The sequence below is a fragment of the Vibrio sp. 10N.247.311.49 genome (assembly GCF_041467655.1).
GTDB lineage: Bacteria > Pseudomonadota > Gammaproteobacteria > Enterobacterales > Vibrionaceae > Vibrio > Vibrio crassostreae_C.
Genome location: NZ_JBFSVA010000001.1, coordinates 294,844 through 311,091 on the forward strand (window position 1 = coordinate 294,844; position 16,248 = coordinate 311,091).

Sequence of the window (16,248 nt, forward strand, 5' to 3'; positions counted from 1 at the left end):
CAGATCGTTTGGTAGTACGTCGATAGGCATTAATGCCATCAACGAATCAAGAGATTGCAATTGAGTAATTACAGCTTAGATTTTGCGGGGGACGAAGATTTTCGTCCCCTTGCTGCTCGTATGAGACCGGAAACTGTCGAACAGTACATCGGTCAGCAGCATATATTAGGCCCAGGTAAACCACTTCGCAGAGCGTTGGAAGCGGGCCATATCCACTCGATGATTTTGTGGGGGCCTCCGGGCACCGGTAAAACGACGTTAGCCGAAGTTGCAGCAAACTATGCGAATGCTGAAGTGGAACGCGTATCGGCGGTAACCTCGGGCGTAAAAGACATTCGTATTGCAATTGAAAAAGCGCGCGAGAACAAGCAAGCAGGGCGCAGAACCATCCTGTTTGTGGACGAAGTCCATCGCTTTAACAAAAGTCAGCAAGATGCTTTTCTGCCTCATATCGAAGATGGCACCGTGACCTTTATTGGTGCGACGACAGAAAACCCATCTTTTGAACTGAACAACGCTTTGTTGTCACGTGCGCGTGTCTACAAACTGACGTCCCTGAACACAGATGATATTTCTCTTGTCATTCGCCAAGCGATTGAAGATAAGCAACGTGGGTTAGGTGATGTGCCTGTTGATTTTGCTGATAATGTTTTAGATCGCCTTGCAGAACTGGTTAACGGCGACGCGCGTATGTCGCTTAACTACCTTGAACTGCTGTATGACATGGCAGAAGACAACGATAAAGGCGAGAAAGCGATAACCTTGCAGTTGTTGGCTGAAGTGGCTGGTGAGAAAGTCGCTCGTTTCGATAACAAGGGTGATATTTGGTACGACCTAATCTCCGCGGTTCATAAGTCAATTCGTGGCTCAAACCCTGATGCGGCCTTGTACTGGTCAGCACGAATGATTGCTGCGGGGTGTGATCCTTTGTATATCGTTAGACGCTTGCTGGCGATTGCTTCTGAAGATATCGGTAACGCTGATCCTCGCGCCATGCAGGTAGCGATGTCGGCTTGGGATTGCTTCACGCGCATTGGCCCTGCTGAAGGGGAGCGTGCGATTGCGCAGGCGGTTGTTTATCTCGCATGTGCACCAAAGAGTAACGCCGTTTACACCGCGTGGAAGCAAGCGTTAACAGATGCTCACAATCTTCCTGAATATGAAGTGCCGCATCATTTGCGAAATGCACCGACAACTTTGATGAAGGACATGGGCTACGGGCAAGAATACCGTTATGCTCATGACGAACCAGGAGCCTACGCCGCTGGTGAAAAGTATCTGCCTCCTGAAATGGGAGAGAAGCAATACTATTTCCCAACAAAACGAGGCTTAGAGACCAAAATTGGCGAGAAGCTAGATTATCTGGCGGATTTGGACGCAAAAAGCCCACAAAAACGCTATGAAAAGTAGTCTTTTTTGGATATCGTTACCTAGTCATAAAATTTCAATTAAATCGTTATAAATTGGTCGAAATAACACCAGTTTTAGGGGTTTAGCAGTGATTCAGTAGCAAGCTACTGAATATTCAAATAACTAAAGCATAGGATTAGCAATGCTGGATTCTAAATTACTTCGAGCTGAGCTGGATGAAACAGCGGCAAAATTAGCACGTCGAGGCTTCACCCTTGATGTAGAGACAATTCGTGAACTTGAAGAAAAACGTAAGTCCCTTCAGATGAAAACTGAAGAGCTACAAGCGTTACGTAACTCTCGATCGAAGTCCATTGGTCAAGCGAAAGCAAAAGGCGACCATGAAGAAGCTGAGCGTATCCTTGCAGAAGTAGGCAACTTAGGCGCAGAACTAGACCAAGCTAAAGTAGCATTGGCTGATCTTCAATCTGAGCTAGAAACGATCACAATGTCTATTCCTAACCTACCTGATGCAGAAGTGCCAGATGGTAAAGATGAAGACGATAACGTAGAAGTTTCTCGTTGGGGTCAACCTAAGACTTACGACTTTGAAGTGAAAGATCACGTCGATCTTGGCGAAATGTCTGGCGGTCTTGATTTTGCTAGCGCAGTTAAAATCTCGGGTTCTCGTTTCATCGTGATGAAAGGCAAATTTGCACGTCTACACCGTGCTATTGCTCAGTTCATGCTGGACCTTCACACTGATGAGCACGGCTACACAGAAATGTACGTACCGTATCTAGTGAACCACGATAGCCTTTACGGTACTGGTCAACTTCCTAAGTTCGGCGAAGACTTGTTCCACACAAGCCCGCTAACTGAGCAAGTAAGTGACGTACCTCTTAAGACTTTATCGCTTATCCCTACTGCGGAAGTACCGGTAACGAACATGGTTCGTGACACGATCACTGATGAAGCTGAACTGCCACTTAAGATGACAGCCCACACGCCGTGTTTCCGTTCTGAAGCGGGTTCTTACGGTCGTGACACTCGTGGTCTTATCCGTATGCACCAATTCGATAAAGTTGAATTAGTACAAATCACTAAGCCAGAAGACTCAATGGCAGCGCTTGAAGAGCTAACTGGCCACGCTGAGAAAGTACTTCAACTTCTAGAGCTTCCTTACCGTAAAGTGATTCTATGTACAGGTGACATGGGCTTCGGTTCTGCGAAAACTTACGACTTAGAAGTATGGGTTCCAGCACAAGAGACTTACCGTGAGATTTCTTCTTGTTCAAACATGTGGGATTTCCAAGCGCGTCGTATGCAAGCTCGTTTCCGTCGTAAAGGCGAGAAAAAACCTGAACTTGTACACACACTAAACGGTTCTGGTCTTGCTGTTGGTCGTACTATGGTTGCTATCCTTGAGAACAACCAAGAAGCAGATGGCCGTATTGCTATCCCAGAAGTACTTCAACCATACATGGGCGGCGTAACGCACATCGGTTAATTAGATTGATTAAGCATTAGGTTACTTATAAAACCCAGCCAACAGGCTGGGTTTTTTATTGCCTATAGAATAGTGCAGTGGCGAGAAATAAATAATTTTTGTTACCTATGTGTAATAGTGTTTTATTGATTTTGATAATTATTACAATCCTTAAATGTGGCTATAATATGCTCTTACCGCGGTAGGTATAGATTTTCTCGTTCAAATACTGAGGAGGGCTTATGGCCGTAGGATGGGCTGGTGACGATAGTGTCAGCCAGCAAATACAAAATACCATTGATGATGAGATCTCTCGTGTAAGAGGAAACCTTCGAGGTGGTGAGGGTTTGCGTTATTGTGATGAGTGTGGTGATGAGATTCCGGAACAAAGACGACGCGCGATCAAAGGCGTTCGTTTGTGTATAGAATGTCAGTCAATATTAGAGCATGACGCACATCGACATTCATTGTTTAACCGTCGAGCAAGTAAAGATAGCCAATTACGTTAAACTGACGGTTACCTTCAAGCAGTTAAGGCCTTACTTTTATGTAAGGCCTTTTAGTTTAATTAAATGATTTATTAATGAAGATATATAGAAATAATCGTCGCTCTTGTTTAGAGCAATAAACGCCTTATTTAAAGCAATGAGTATTTTGTAATGCAGTGTCGATAGCAGCGACCAATTGCTCAATATGTTGTGGTTTGATAATAAACGGAGGCATCATATAAATTAGCTTACCAAACGGACGGATCCAAACGCCTTGCTCTACAAAGTGAGCTTGGATGGTTTCCATATCGACAGGTGTGTGGGTTTCAACGACGCCAATCGCGCCCAACCAGCGAACGTCTTTGACAAGATCATGCTCTCGCAATGGTGGTAGCAACTCAGAGAAAAGCTGTTCGATCTGTTGAGTTTGATTTTTCCAATGACCTTGCTCGATGATGGATAAACTTGCCGCACCGACTGCGCAAGCCAATGGGTTGCCCATAAAGGTTGGCCCATGCATAAAGCAGCCTGCTTCACCGCCACATACCGTGTCAGCAACTTCCTTACTCGCAAGCGTCGCTGACAATGTCATATAGCCACCAGTTAAAGCCTTGCCTACGCATAAGATGTCCGGTTGAACATCGGCATGCTCACAAGCGAATAGTTTCCCTGTACGGCCAAACCCGGTCGCAATCTCATCCAAGATCAGCAATACGTTGAATTCATCACACAGTAAGCGAACTTGTTTTAGGAACTCAGGGTGGTAGATGCGCATGCCACCAGCCCCTTGAACGATTGGCTCTAAGATCACCGCTGCGACTTCTTGATGGTGTGCTGCCAGCTTTTCTTTAAAACTATCGATGTCACTTGAATTCCACTCATCCCAAAAGCCTGTTTTTGGTGAATCAGCGAAAATATGTTCCGGTAAAAAGCCTTTGTAGAGGCTGTGCATCGAGTTGTCAGGGTCGGTCACTGACATCGCCGCAAAGGTATCACCGTGGTAGCCATCTCTTAGTGTGAGGAACTTTGAACGAGGTTGTCCTTTAGCGTGCCAATATTGCAGTGCCATTTTTAGGCTAACTTCTACGGCAACTGAACCTGAATCGGCCAAAAATACATGCTCAAGATTACTTGGCGCGAGATTCAAAAGCTTCTTACATAGATCGATAGCGGGCTGGTGGGTGATGCCACCAAACATAACGTGTGAAACCTTATCGATTTGACTATGAGCTGCAGCGTTTAGCTCTGGATGATTGTAGCCGTGGATGGTTGACCACCAAGATGACATACCATCAATAATTCGTTTTCCGCCTTCTAATTCTAGGTGAACACCGTCTGCGTTGGTGACTGGATAGCAGGTCAGAGGTGTTAACGTTGATGTGTAGGGATGCCAGATATGCTGGCGATCAAAGGCGAGATCCATAGTAACTTCCATCCTTGGTGCGGTTAAAAAATAACCATATGTAAACTTTTGATATTATCAATGTGTTGACAGTCTAAAGCTTGTCGGTAGACTAGCCAAGCATAAATGCAATCTCTATTGATAGAGATGAAACATCAAATAATAAAAAAGGATCGACACGTGGAAGTTCGTCATGACTGGACAGTTGCTGAAGTAACAGCACTGCTTGAAAAACCGTTTATGGATTTAATGTTTGAAGCTCAAGTGGTTCATAGACAGTACCAAGAGCACAACCACGTGCAGGTGAGTACGCTTCTATCGATTAAGACTGGTGCTTGTCCTGAAGACTGTAAGTATTGTCCTCAAAGTGCTCACTACCGAACGGATGTCGACAAAGAACGCCTAATGGAAGTAGAGCGTGTTTTGGATGCGGCGCAAAAAGCCAAGAACGCGGGCTCGACTCGTTTCTGTATGGGCGCGGCGTGGAAAAACCCGAAAGAACGCGATATGCCTCACTTGACTGATATGATCAAAGGTGTGAAAGGTATGGGTCTAGAAACCTGTATGACACTAGGCATGTTAACCCCTGATCAAGCTGGCGAGTTAGCGGATGCAGGCTTGGATTACTACAACCATAACCTTGATACGTCTCCCGAGTTTTACGGCAGCATCATCACCACTCGTACTTACCAAGATCGTTTAGATACGCTATCTCACGTACGTGATGCCGGTATGAAGATCTGTTCTGGTGGCATTATTGGTATGGGCGAAAGTACCAATGACCGTGCAGGCCTGCTGGTAGAGCTAGCGAACCTTCCGGTACACCCTGAGAGTGTGCCAATCAACATGCTCGTGAAAGTGAAAGGCACACCGATGGAAAACGTCGATGATGTTGAATCTTTTGACTTCATTAAGTTGATTGCGATTGCTCGTATCATGATGCCAATGTCAGCGGTTCGTCTATCTGCAGGTCGCGAGAATATGAATGAACAGATGCAGGCGATGTGCTTCATGGCTGGCGCGAACTCTATCTTCTACGGTTGTAAGCTACTGACTACGCCAAACCCAGATGAAGACACGGACATGCAGCTGTTTAAGAAGTTAGGCATCAACAGCCAACAAGTGGCTCAGAAGCCTGATGAAATTCAAGAAAACGAACTGTTAGATCAAGTAGTGGAGCGCGTTGCTGCTCGTCCAACGAAAGATGACATGTTCTACGATGCCACTGTTTAAATCCCGTATCAAAGATGCCCTTGTTCAACGCCGTGAGCAGGGGCTAACTCGTCAACTTAAAGTGCTCGAAAACAGTAATGGTCCTTTGCTTAATTGCGAAGGTTCTCGCTTTATTAATTTTTCGAGTAATGATTACCTAGGCTTGGCGAACGACCCTGAATTGGTAGAGGCGTGGCAAGCGGGGCTTTCCCTTTATGGTGCTGGCAGTGCGGCATCGCCATTGGTCACGGGTTTTAGTCCTGCTCATAGAAATTTAGAAGCTCAGCTGTGTGAATGGTTGGGCTTTGAACGTGCGATTCTCTTTAGTTCTGGTTTCAGTGCGAACCAAGCCTTGTTGTTTTCTCTGCTCGAAAAAGACGACTCTCTGCTACAAGACAAGCTTAATCACGCCTCTTTGATGGAAGCGGGGATGCTTTCTCATGCAACCATGAAACGCTTTAAACACAACGACACGCAGCATCTAGAGTCTCTATTAAGCCGATCTCTACAATCCTTGGTCGTCACTGAGGGCGTATTCAGCATGGACGGCGATCAAGCGCCTCTCAGCCAGATATCTAACCTGACTCATCAATACGACAGTTGGTTGGCGGTTGATGATGCCCACGGTATCGGTGTATTAGGTGATAAAGGAGCTGGGAGTTGCAGTGCAGCACAAATCTCCCCCGATATTTTGGTGGTGACCTTTGGCAAAGCATTTGGCGTTTCTGGTGCTGCGATTCTTTGTTCGTCAGAAGTGGGTGATTACTTAACTCAGTTTGCTCGTCATCATGTGTACTCGACGGCGATGCCACCTTCACAAGCGGTGGCTTTATCTCATGCCTGTAAGATGACTCAAACTCAAGAGTGGCGCCGAGAAAAGCTGACTGAGTTAGGGTCTCTCTATGCAGAGCAGGTGAGCGGCTTGAAAGGCTTTGTGGATACTCAGACTCCGATTAAGCCATTTGTGATAGGTGAAGCACAAGCGGCATTATCAATAGCTGAAGAGTTAAAGCAAAACCAAGTTTGGGTGACCGCAATAAGGCCGCCAGCCATACCTGCTGGAACTGCTCGATTACGAATCACGTTAACAGCTAACCATAGCCCAAAACAGATTCTCCAGTTAACCAGGTCGTTGCATCAAGCCATTGAACGAAACATCGACTTAAGCACTGAACCGGGTATCCATCCAAGCTTTGAATCAAATAAAGAGGCTCAGTAAATGTCACAAGAAGCAGTAGTGCATAATTACGTTGGCCAAGATAAGAGTGCGATTGCCGAAGCCTTTGGTAAAGCGGCAACAACCTATGACAAACACGCTGAATTTCAACGCGATGTTGGCCACCGATTACTGGATAAATTACCCAGCGATCTGTCAGGCTTTAAGGTGCTGGATCTAGGTTGTGGTACTGGCTATTTCTCCGAGCAACTTGTAAAACGAGGCGCCGAAGTGGTTTGCGCTGATCTTTCTGTTGGAATGCTAGCAACAGCAGAGAAGCGGTGTGGTGCATCTGTATCTTTATATCAACAAGCCGATGCCGAACAATTGCCGTTTGAAGATGGGTGCTTTGACATCGTTTTCTCTAGCCTTGCGTTGCAATGGTGTGACGATTTGTCGTCGCCTTTGAGAGAGATGAAGCGTGTTACAGCGGCTGGTGGGCGTGTTATTTTCTCAACTTTGCTTGATGGGTCGCTGTTTGAACTGAAAAAGTCGTGGTCCAAAATTGACGCACATCAACACGTTAACCATTTTATTACAATCAATAAGGTAAAAATTGCGTTAGCGCAATCTAGCTGTACCGTTCATCAACTAGACTTGCCCACCATCACCGTTTGGTACGACACTGCGTTTGAACTGATGCGCGACCTTAAAGGTATCGGCGCTAATCACGTAAGTGGTCGCTCACAAGGTTTAACAAGTCGTCGCATGTTGCAGCTTGTTGATCGGGAATATCGAGAGTTTAAGAACCATCAAGGTTTCTTACCAGCAACATATCAAGTTTGTTTAGGGGTTATTCAATTATGATTGATGCATTATTCATTGCAGGTACGGATACCGAAGTGGGAAAAACTGTGGTTTCAAAAGCGATTCTTCAAGCTTTGGCCGCACAAGATTTATCAACAATTGGTTACAAGCCAGTTGCTGCAGGGAGTGAAAAATTCCCTGAAGGACTACGTAATAGTGATGCACTGCATCTTCAAGAAGCGGCGACGCAAGATATTGCTTACGAAGACGTCAATCCATACGCGTTGTTGCTACCATCATCGCCTCACATCGCTGCTAAGCATGATGGTGTTGTAATTGATGAGGCGGTATTATCAGCGAAGCTAGAAGAGCATAAGAAAAACTCTGACATCGTGTTAGTTGAAGGTGCTGGTGGTTGGCGAGTCCCGGTTTCAGACGATGAATATCTTTCTAGCTGGGTTAAAAAAGAGCAACTGCCAGTGGTACTGACTGTGGGTATTAAACTTGGTTGTTTGAGCCACGCTCTATTAACGGCAGAAGCGATTCGTGCTGATGGCCTAAACCTAGTAGGTTGGGTCGCAAACCGTATCAATCCAGGTACTGAGCACTACGCAGATATTATTGCGATGCTTGAAGATAAGTTAGGTGCACCTAAGTTAGGTGAAATCCCTTACGTCCCAAAAGCGAAGTCTAAAAACATTGGTAAGTACATTGATGTGCAGCCTTTGCTTGCGCTTTAATTACCACGTTATGTACTAAATAAGAAAAGGGCTGCGATTGCAGCCCTTTTGCTATTTTAAGCCTTTAGACCTTGAGTTGATAAACAACCGGTCTTTTAATAAACAAGCTTAGAACTAATGTTCTTTAGTCAGTCCCATTAAAGCTTGCTGAGTTTCTGTGATTTTTGTCTGTGCCGTTTGCGGTGTTAGGATTCCAACCTGCTTTTTCGCTTCTTCTTCAGTAATCCCTAGGTGACAGCACAGTAAATCGATAGCCATTTGAGTGTTAGTACCTTCAACCATGATCCTTTCCTTTTTGTACATGGACTAGACAATAAATCATCTGAAGTCACTGTAAACGGATTGTTATATCGACACCATACGACTTAGGTCTAATAGAGTGTATTTAATTCGGATGTGGTCTCGTAATCAAATGTTGCAATTTAATGCTTAACCTTGTTTTCTTAATCTAAGACTATATGTATAAGTAAGTATAAGTCTTCAAGGTTGGAATCTATTGCTGTCTGCCTTGTCTATAACAATAAGTTTTATAAAAACAGCTTTCATGCGGAGATAAGTAATGAAGCGAGTAATGTTGTTCCTTGCAACTAACCTAGCGGTTGTATTGGTACTAAGTGTTGTTCTTAATGTTGTATACGCAGTTACAGGTATGCAACCCGGTAGCCTCTCAGGTTTATTGGTGATGGCTGCGGTATTTGGTTTTGGCGGCTCATTCATTTCATTAATGATGTCGAAGAAAATGGCGCTACGCTCGGTAGGCGGCATGGTCATTGAAAGCCCACGTAACGAAACAGAACATTGGTTGATGGAGACGGTAAGCCGTCAATCTCAACAAGTTGGTATTGGTATGCCAACAGTGGCGATCTACGACTCGCCAGACATCAACGCATTCGCGACAGGTGCTAAGCGTGACGATTCATTGGTAGCAGTATCAACAGGCCTGCTGCACAACATGACGCGTGATGAAGCTGAAGCAGTATTAGCGCATGAAGTGAGCCACATCGCGAACGGTGATATGGTGACCATGACGTTAATGCAAGGTGTAGTGAACACGTTCGTTATCTTCCTATCTCGTTTCATCGCCAACATTGTTGCGTCGAATGACAACGAAGAAGAGGGTGGCAGCAACATGATGGTGTACTTCGGTGTGTCTATGGTGTTGGAATTGGTATTTGGTTTCTTAGCAAGCTTCATTACGATGTGGTACAGCCGTCATCGTGAATTCCATGCCGATGCAGGTGCAGCGAACCTAGTGGGTAAAGAGAAGATGATTGCAGCGCTAGAGCGCCTAAAGGTGAGCCATGAGCCACAACTAGAAGGTTCTATGATGGCATTTGGTATCAACGGTAAGAAGTCTCTAACAGAGCTTCTAATGAGCCACCCGCCGCTAGACAAGCGTATTGCTTCTCTACGTAACATGTAATCGCTACGTATTCTTCAGTCGCTAATCGACAAGATACATTTGAAAGGCTTCCTTCGGGAGGTCTTTTTTGATCTTGGCATCTAAGACAGTAAGTATTCGAGGAATAGGTGTCTGGCGATAGAGGGTTACTGGTGATGAAGCATTACGATATTGATTGGTTGATATCGCACGGATTGAGATGAGTAGGGTAATGATACTGGGTTGCTTTGTATTATTTTGCTGACGTCTCTTGTGCTCAATACACTTTGTTCCGCTCAACAAAAAGGCTTCCACATGGGAAGCCTTAGTCTATTCTGCGATTCGAAATTCGAATATTACAGCTTGTCAGTTAGCTCGATTGCTTGACCGATGTAGTTTGCTGGAGTCATCTCTTTCAGGCGAACTTTCTCGTCTTCAGGGATCTCAAGACCATCGATGAATGCACGCATGCCTTCGCCATCTACACGTTTACCACGAGTTAGCTCTTTTAGCTTCTCGTATGGTTTTTCGATGCCGTAACGACGCATTACTGTTTGTACTGGTTCAGCCAATACTTCCCAGTTCTTGTCTAGTTCAGCAAGTAGCGCAGCGCGGTTAACTTCAAGCTTGCTAATACCTTTCAGAGTCGAAGTGTATGCAATGATTGCGTAGCCAACACCCACACCTAGGTTACGAAGAACCGTAGAGTCAGTAAGGTCACGCTGCCAGCGAGAAACTGGAAGTTTTTGTGCAAGGTGGCTGAATACTGCGTTCGCTAGACCAAGGTTGCCTTCAGAGTTTTCGAAGTCAATTGGGTTAACTTTATGCGGCATTGTCGAAGAACCGATTTCGCCAGCAATAGTCTTCTGCTTGAAGTGACCAAGAGCGATGTAGCCCCAAACGTCACGGTCGAAGTCCAGAAGGATTGTGTTGAAACGAGCAACAGCATCAAACAGCTCAGCGATGTAATCGTGAGGTTCGATTTGAGTTGTGTACGGGTTCCAAGTTACGCCAAGAGATTCAGTGATGAACTCTTCGCTGAACTGGTGCCATTCAACTTCTGGGTATGCAGAAAGGTGTGCGTTGTAGTTACCTACAGCACCGTTGATTTTCGCTAGGATCTCAACGTTTTCGATTTGCTTGTATTGACGTTCCATACGGTACGCAACGTTAGCCATCTCTTTACCCATAGTAGAAGGAGAAGCTGGCTGACCGTGTGTACGAGACAGTAATGGAATATCACGGTACTCGTTCGCAAGTGCTTTGATAGCATCAATTACGTTACGGATTTCTGGAAGAATCACTGTGTCACGAGCTTCTTTAAGCATAAGCGCGTGAGAGGTGTTGTTGATGTCTTCAGAAGTACATGCAAAGTGAATAAATTCGTTTACAGCGTGAAGTTCAGGAACGCCAGCAACTTTCTCTTTCAAGAAGTACTCAACCGCTTTAACGTCGTGGTTAGTCGTGCGCTCGATCTCTTTGATACGTAGAGCATCTTCTTCGCTGAAGTTAGCGGCTAGTTCATCAAGAAACTGGTTAGCTTCTGCACTGAACGCTGGTACTTCTTTGATTGCATCAGTTGCTGCAAGCTTTTGTAACCAACGAATTTCAACGATAGAGCGGTACTTTAGTAGTCCAAACTCACTAAAGATGCTGCGTAATGCAATAGTCTTACTTCCGTAACGGCCGTCTACTGGTGAAACAGCAGTCAATGCTGACAGTTCCATGGTGTTCTCCTGAATTGAGTTTTCTAAATTTTGAGAGGTTTATACCAGTAACAATCTCAATTGTCACGCACATTGCGCAATCGTTTGCGTGATAGTTGTGTTGATACAAAAAACAAGCTCGCGACGAGGCGCGAGCTAATAAACTACATTCGAGCTAGTAGGATTTGAGCCTGCTCGATCATCTTCTTACGACCGAAGATAAGGTGGCGACGTTTACCGCCAACTTGACGCCATAACACAGCGCTTCGAATCCCTGATAGAAGCAGTGCGCGAACCTTATGTTGGCTCGATGTCTGCTGAAGTACAGACGGAGTACCAGAAACCTGAATGCGAGGGCCGATAGGGCTGACGACATCAAGGTAGATACTTGCAAGGTTGCTGATCATTTGCTCGTCAAACAGATCAAAGTGTTCAGTTTGGCGCTCTGCAGTTTGAATGCGGTCACCAAGCTGAGACATAGAGTCGTTGCGAGAAGACAGCTTACGCTCAAGCGCCATCAAGCTGATGATGTAACGCGTGATATCGCTACCTGCTGGAGTACTATCGATACCTTTTACTAAGCACTCAAGGCCAAGCTTTAGGTTCGCTTCACGTCCAAATACGCCCACGGTATTCGATGGGTTGGTATTTAAAATGGCACTGAGTGAAGCTTCAAAGGCATCTTTATCACAATGGCCGTCTTTCGCTACTTGTTGAACCAAAGCCACAGCTTGGCAAATTCCGGCGAAAGCAATAGTACGGTCATAAAGTGTATTAGCCACGTAGTAACTCCTAGTTGTCTTCTATCGTTTGTCGTTTGATTGATTAGATGCGCTTTTCGATGATACCACCACCAAGACATACTTCGCCTTGGTAGAACACTGCAGATTGACCTGGGGTCACTGCGATTTGTGGCTCATCAAAAATAACCTTAATGTTCTCATCATCAATTGGGATGATTGTACAAGGAATATCTGTTTGACGGTAACGTGTTTTTACCGTGCATGTCATAACTTCAGTAATTGGTGTGCGATTTACCCAATGAAGTTGAGATGCGATCAAGCCTTCTGATTTCAGAAGAGGGTGGTCTTTACCTTGTACTGCGATAAGTACATTACGCTTAAGGTCTTTTTCACCAACAAACCATGGTTCTTCGTTACCGCCACCACCTTTAGTGCCGCCAATATGAAGGCCTTTACGCTGACCTAGCGTGTGGTACATCAAACCTTGGTGTTGACCAATCACTTGGCCTTCAGGTGTTTCGATGTTACCCGGTTGTGCTGGTAGGTATTTGCCTAGGAACTCAGTGAACTTGCGCTCACCGATAAAGCAGATGCCTGTTGAATCTTTCTTCTTAGCTGTGATCAAGTCTTGCTCTTCAGCAATACGTCGCACTTCTGGCTTCTCTAATTCACCGACAGGGAATAGGCTGCGTGCCACTTGATCTGAGCTTAGCGTGTATAGGAAATAGCTTTGGTCTTTGTTGCTGTCTAGACCGCGTAGCATTTCTGGTTTTACGCCGCCATCAAGCTCTTCTTGAGTTGGGAAAGTACGACGAACGTAGTGACCCATCGCAATGTAGTCTGCGTCTAGCACTTCATCCGCAAACTCTAAGAATGCTTTAAATTTGATTTCTTTGTTACAAAGAATATCTGGGTTAGGTGTACGACCTGCTTTGTACTCTTCAAGGAAGTATTCGAATACGTTGTCCCAGTATTCTGCAGCAAAGTTGATAGTGTGAAGGTGGATACCTAGTTTGTCACATACCGCTTGAGCATCAGCAAGATCTTCAGCTGCCGTGCAGTATTCTTCGTTATCGTCTTCTTCCCAGTTTTTCATGAAAAGGCCTTCTACCTGATAGCCTTGTTGCTGAAGAAGATACGCCGAGACTGACGAATCTACACCGCCGGACATACCGACAATTACTTTCTTTTCGCTGTTTCCAGAGCTGATATCTGACATGTCTAAACACCGTTACTATTACTTGGTCGCAGATTCTAACAGAAAGAGAAACGCCGTGACAGATCCGAGACCGGAATCACAGTTTCATTTGCACAAATAGTGCGCTGACTTTGTTAGAGAATCGCATGAGAGCGAGGTGAGTCGCTATGATGTCAGAAGTATATGTGGCATAGTCGCTCGAAATCCAAGACCTGAGATAAAAAAATGTCTGAACAAAATGAATTTATGCAAGAAGAAGAGCTGATTGAGATCATCGAGAACCAGCTTGAAGATGGCGAACCAGTGAAAGTGAAAGAGACGTTGATGCGTTTAATGATGACAGGCACTCCACGTGAAGAAGCAATTGCGGCTATGGCATGTGCACTGGCAATTGAAGTATTTGACGTTATGAAAAACGGCGCGGAGTTTAATCAAAAACGTTACGCAGAGCATTTGGGTATGCTGCCTGATTTAAGCTTTATGGAAGCCGAATAAAAAAAACCTTCAGCAAACGTTTGCTATAGTTTGAAAGATTGCCGCGTTAAATATAGCGCGGTAGAATCCGCCACCTATTTCCCCTTGACTTAGACTAGCCCTATGAAATTCCCTGGACAACGTAAATCAAAGCACTACTTTCCGGTTCACGCTCGTGATCCTCTAGTGAGCCAAGCTCAAAGCAGTAAAAGAATGTCACGCACTCATATTATCGGTATTGACCAAACATTGGTGGATATTGAAGCAAAGGTGAGTTCTGAACTTATTGAGAAGTATGGTTTGAGCAAGGGACATTCACTGGTTATTGGCGACGCAGCCGCTGAATCTTTGTATCAAGAATTAAAAGAGCAGTGCCTGATTACCAATGAATACGCTGGTGGCACAATTGGTAACACATTACACAACTATTCAGTGCTAGCGGATGACCGTTCTACACTGTTAGGTGTAATGAGCCAAGATATTAAGATTGGTAGTTACGGTTATCGCTATTTATGTAATACATCAAGCAGAATGGATCTGAACCATTTACAAGGGGTAGATGGCGCAATTGGTCGCTGCTTTGCATTAATTACAGAAGACGGTGAACGTACTTTCGCAATTAGCGAAGGACAAATGAACCAATTAAAACCAGAAAGCATTCCTGAAAAAATCTTCAAAAGTGCTTCTGCTTTAGTTTTAACGGCTTATTTAGTTCGCTGTAAGCCAGGCGACCCGATGCCTGAAGCAACAATGAAAGCGATCGAATACGCGAAGAAATACGATGTGCCAGTCGTTCTTACACTAGGTACTAAGTTCGTTATTCAAGATGATCCAGAATTCTGGAAAGATTTCCTTGAGCAACACGTAACGGTTGTTGCAATGAATGAAGACGAAGCTGAAGCGTTAACGGGTGAAAGCGATCCACTGGCTGCATCAGATAAAGCGCTAGACTGGGTAGACCTTGTTCTATGTACTGCGGGACCTGTTGGCCTATTTATGGCTGGTTATACAGAAGATGCAGCTAAGCGTGAAACGTCACTGCCTTTACTTCCAGGTTCAATTGCTGAATTCAACCGTTTTGAATTTAGCCGTCCTGCGCATAAAGATTTATGTGAAAACCCAACCAAAGTGTATTCGCACATTGCGCCATACATGGGTGGACCAGAAAAGATCAAAAATACCAATGGTGCAGGTGATGCTGCGTTATCTGCTTTATTACATGATATGGCTGCGAATAAGTACCACAAAGAAAACGTGCCAAACTCAAGTAAGCACCAACATTCATTCTTGACGTACTCTTCGTTCTCACAAGTTTGTAAATATTCTAACCGTGCAAGCTATGAAGTGTTGGTTCAACACTCTCCACGTTTATCTCGTGGCCTTCCTGAAAGAGAAGATAGCCTAGAAGAAGCGTACTGGGAAAGATAAGTTACTTTCTTTAATCAGTAGTACTATCAGTATCAGTTGGTTTCTAATACTGATAGTACAAATATAAAAAAGGCTCCGAAAGGAGCCTTTTTTGTTTCTGAATATATTGAAGTCGTAAATAATACTTTGGTCGACTTAAATATTAATTCTATCGCTTAGCGTGTAATTGATTACTCACTAAGTAAACTAAATGTTTAGATAGCAAACTCTTCTAGAGATTTACCAGCATCTAGCTGTTCTTGGATAGCTGAAGGCGTACGGCCTTGACCTGTCCAAGTCTTCTCGTCGCCGTTTGCGTCTACGTATTTGTATTTCGCTGGGCGAGGAGCGCGTTTAGCTTTTGTTGTTTTAGATTTTGCTTCACCAGAAAGTGCAGCAATAAGATCGGCAACATCAATTCCGTCTTTTGCAATTTGTTCAGCAATAGCAGAAAGCTTAGCTTCTTGCTCTGCTTTAGCAGCACGCTCTTCAGCTTCAGACTCTTGACGCTCTTGTACAACAATAGTCAGCTTGTCTAGCGCTTCTTCAAGTTGCTCAAGAGTTAATTCACGTGAGAACGCACGAAGGCTGCGGATATTTAATAGAGTTTTTGTTAATTCAGACATGATATTTTCCATCAAGGTAAACTAAATAATCTTCCTAATAATAAACAGAGCCAAGGAATAAAACAAATA

General features: G+C 44.6%; 16 protein-coding genes. 10 read left to right on the forward strand and 6 right to left on the reverse strand.

Features of this window, described 5'->3' with window-relative positions:
- Positions 1-54: 54 nt before the first annotated feature.
- From AB6E54_RS01300 to AB6E54_RS01310, 3 genes are all read left to right on the forward strand, one after another.
- Complete coding sequence (locus AB6E54_RS01300) at positions 55-1,410, forward strand: replication-associated recombination protein A (protein WP_017060249.1); 1,356 nt, start codon at positions 55-57, stop codon at positions 1,408-1,410.
- Positions 1,411-1,552: 142 nt separating this feature from the next.
- The gene (gene serS / locus AB6E54_RS01305) at positions 1,553-2,860 is read left to right on the forward strand and encodes a serine--tRNA ligase (protein WP_017060250.1); all 1,308 of its coding nucleotides are present in this window, start codon (positions 1,553-1,555) and stop codon (positions 2,858-2,860) included.
- A gap of 221 nt (positions 2,861-3,081) precedes the next feature.
- Complete coding sequence (locus AB6E54_RS01310) at positions 3,082-3,348, forward strand: DksA/TraR family C4-type zinc finger protein (RefSeq protein ID WP_017060251.1); 267 nt, start codon at positions 3,082-3,084, stop codon at positions 3,346-3,348.
- A 124-nt stretch (positions 3,349-3,472) separates the two neighbouring features.
- Here AB6E54_RS01310 and bioA read toward each other — a convergent pair whose 3' ends face one another.
- Positions 3,473-4,750 (reverse strand): adenosylmethionine--8-amino-7-oxononanoate transaminase, encoded by a 1,278-nt coding sequence (gene bioA, locus AB6E54_RS01315; protein ID WP_372058558.1) that lies wholly within the window; start codon positions 4,748-4,750, stop codon positions 3,473-3,475.
- Between the two features lie 159 nt (positions 4,751-4,909).
- Here bioA and bioB point away from each other — a divergent pair, with 159 nt between their 5' ends.
- From bioB to bioD, 4 genes are read left to right on the forward strand one after another with little or no spacing between them, the layout of a single operon-like run.
- A complete protein-coding gene (bioB, locus tag AB6E54_RS01320; RefSeq protein WP_016792500.1) occupies positions 4,910-5,962 on the forward strand; it encodes a biotin synthase BioB in 1,053 nt (350 codons plus the stop codon).
- Complete coding sequence (bioF, locus tag AB6E54_RS01325) at positions 5,949-7,160, forward strand: 8-amino-7-oxononanoate synthase (protein ID WP_017060253.1); 1,212 nt, start codon at positions 5,949-5,951, stop codon at positions 7,158-7,160. The genes bioB and bioF overlap by 14 nt, the downstream gene beginning before the upstream one ends.
- Entirely contained in the window at positions 7,161-7,964 is an 804-nt protein-coding gene (gene bioC / locus AB6E54_RS01330; RefSeq protein ID WP_017060254.1) for a malonyl-ACP O-methyltransferase BioC, read from the forward strand. It abuts the gene before it with no gap.
- Positions 7,961-8,644 carry a dethiobiotin synthase gene (bioD, locus tag AB6E54_RS01335; protein ID WP_372106193.1) on the forward strand — a complete coding sequence of 228 codons (684 nt, stop codon included), beginning with the start codon at positions 7,961-7,963 and terminating at the stop codon, positions 8,642-8,644. The genes bioC and bioD overlap by 4 nt, the downstream gene beginning before the upstream one ends.
- A 114-nt stretch (positions 8,645-8,758) precedes the next feature.
- Here the strand turns inward: bioD and AB6E54_RS01340 are convergent, their stop codons facing one another.
- Positions 8,759-8,926 carry a hypothetical protein gene (locus AB6E54_RS01340; protein ID WP_017060256.1) on the reverse strand — a complete coding sequence of 56 codons (168 nt, stop codon included), beginning with the start codon at positions 8,924-8,926 and terminating at the stop codon, positions 8,759-8,761.
- A 277-nt stretch (positions 8,927-9,203) separates the two neighbouring features.
- On the opposite strand from AB6E54_RS01340, the gene htpX reads away from it, so the two are divergent.
- Positions 9,204-10,067, forward strand: coding sequence for a protease HtpX (gene htpX, locus AB6E54_RS01345; RefSeq protein ID WP_029235495.1), 864 nt, complete (start codon positions 9,204-9,206; stop codon positions 10,065-10,067).
- A 314-nt stretch (positions 10,068-10,381) separates the two neighbouring features.
- Here htpX and purB read toward each other — a convergent pair whose 3' ends face one another.
- The 3 genes from purB to mnmA all read right to left on the reverse strand — a co-directional run bounded on the left by purB (position 10,382) and on the right by mnmA (position 13,693).
- Positions 10,382-11,752, reverse strand: a complete 1,371-nt coding sequence (gene purB, locus AB6E54_RS01350; RefSeq protein WP_372106194.1) for an adenylosuccinate lyase — start codon at positions 11,750-11,752, stop codon at positions 10,382-10,384.
- A 143-nt stretch (positions 11,753-11,895) separates the two neighbouring features.
- Positions 11,896-12,513: a high frequency lysogenization protein HflD gene (gene hflD / locus AB6E54_RS01355; protein ID WP_017060259.1), complete on the reverse strand. Its 618-nt coding sequence runs from the start codon at positions 12,511-12,513 to the stop codon at positions 11,896-11,898.
- Between the two features lie 43 nt (positions 12,514-12,556).
- Positions 12,557-13,693 (reverse strand): tRNA 2-thiouridine(34) synthase MnmA, encoded by a 1,137-nt coding sequence (mnmA, locus tag AB6E54_RS01360; RefSeq protein WP_372058556.1) that lies wholly within the window; start codon positions 13,691-13,693, stop codon positions 12,557-12,559.
- Positions 13,694-13,897: 204 nt separating this feature from the next.
- Between mnmA and AB6E54_RS01365 the strand changes: the two genes are divergently transcribed.
- Together AB6E54_RS01365 and AB6E54_RS01370 are read left to right on the forward strand one after the other, a co-directional pair.
- Positions 13,898-14,167: a hypothetical protein gene (locus AB6E54_RS01365; protein WP_371720809.1), complete on the forward strand. Its 270-nt coding sequence runs from the start codon at positions 13,898-13,900 to the stop codon at positions 14,165-14,167.
- A gap of 102 nt (positions 14,168-14,269) precedes the next feature.
- Positions 14,270-15,574, forward strand: coding sequence for an inosine/guanosine kinase (locus AB6E54_RS01370; RefSeq protein WP_017060261.1), 1,305 nt, complete (start codon positions 14,270-14,272; stop codon positions 15,572-15,574).
- Between the two features lie 194 nt (positions 15,575-15,768).
- On the opposite strand, the gene AB6E54_RS01375 is transcribed toward AB6E54_RS01370, so the two are convergent.
- The gene (locus tag AB6E54_RS01375) at positions 15,769-16,179 is read right to left on the reverse strand and encodes an H-NS family nucleoid-associated regulatory protein (RefSeq protein WP_017060262.1); all 411 of its coding nucleotides are present in this window, start codon (positions 16,177-16,179) and stop codon (positions 15,769-15,771) included.
- Positions 16,180-16,248: the final 69 nt, after the last annotated feature.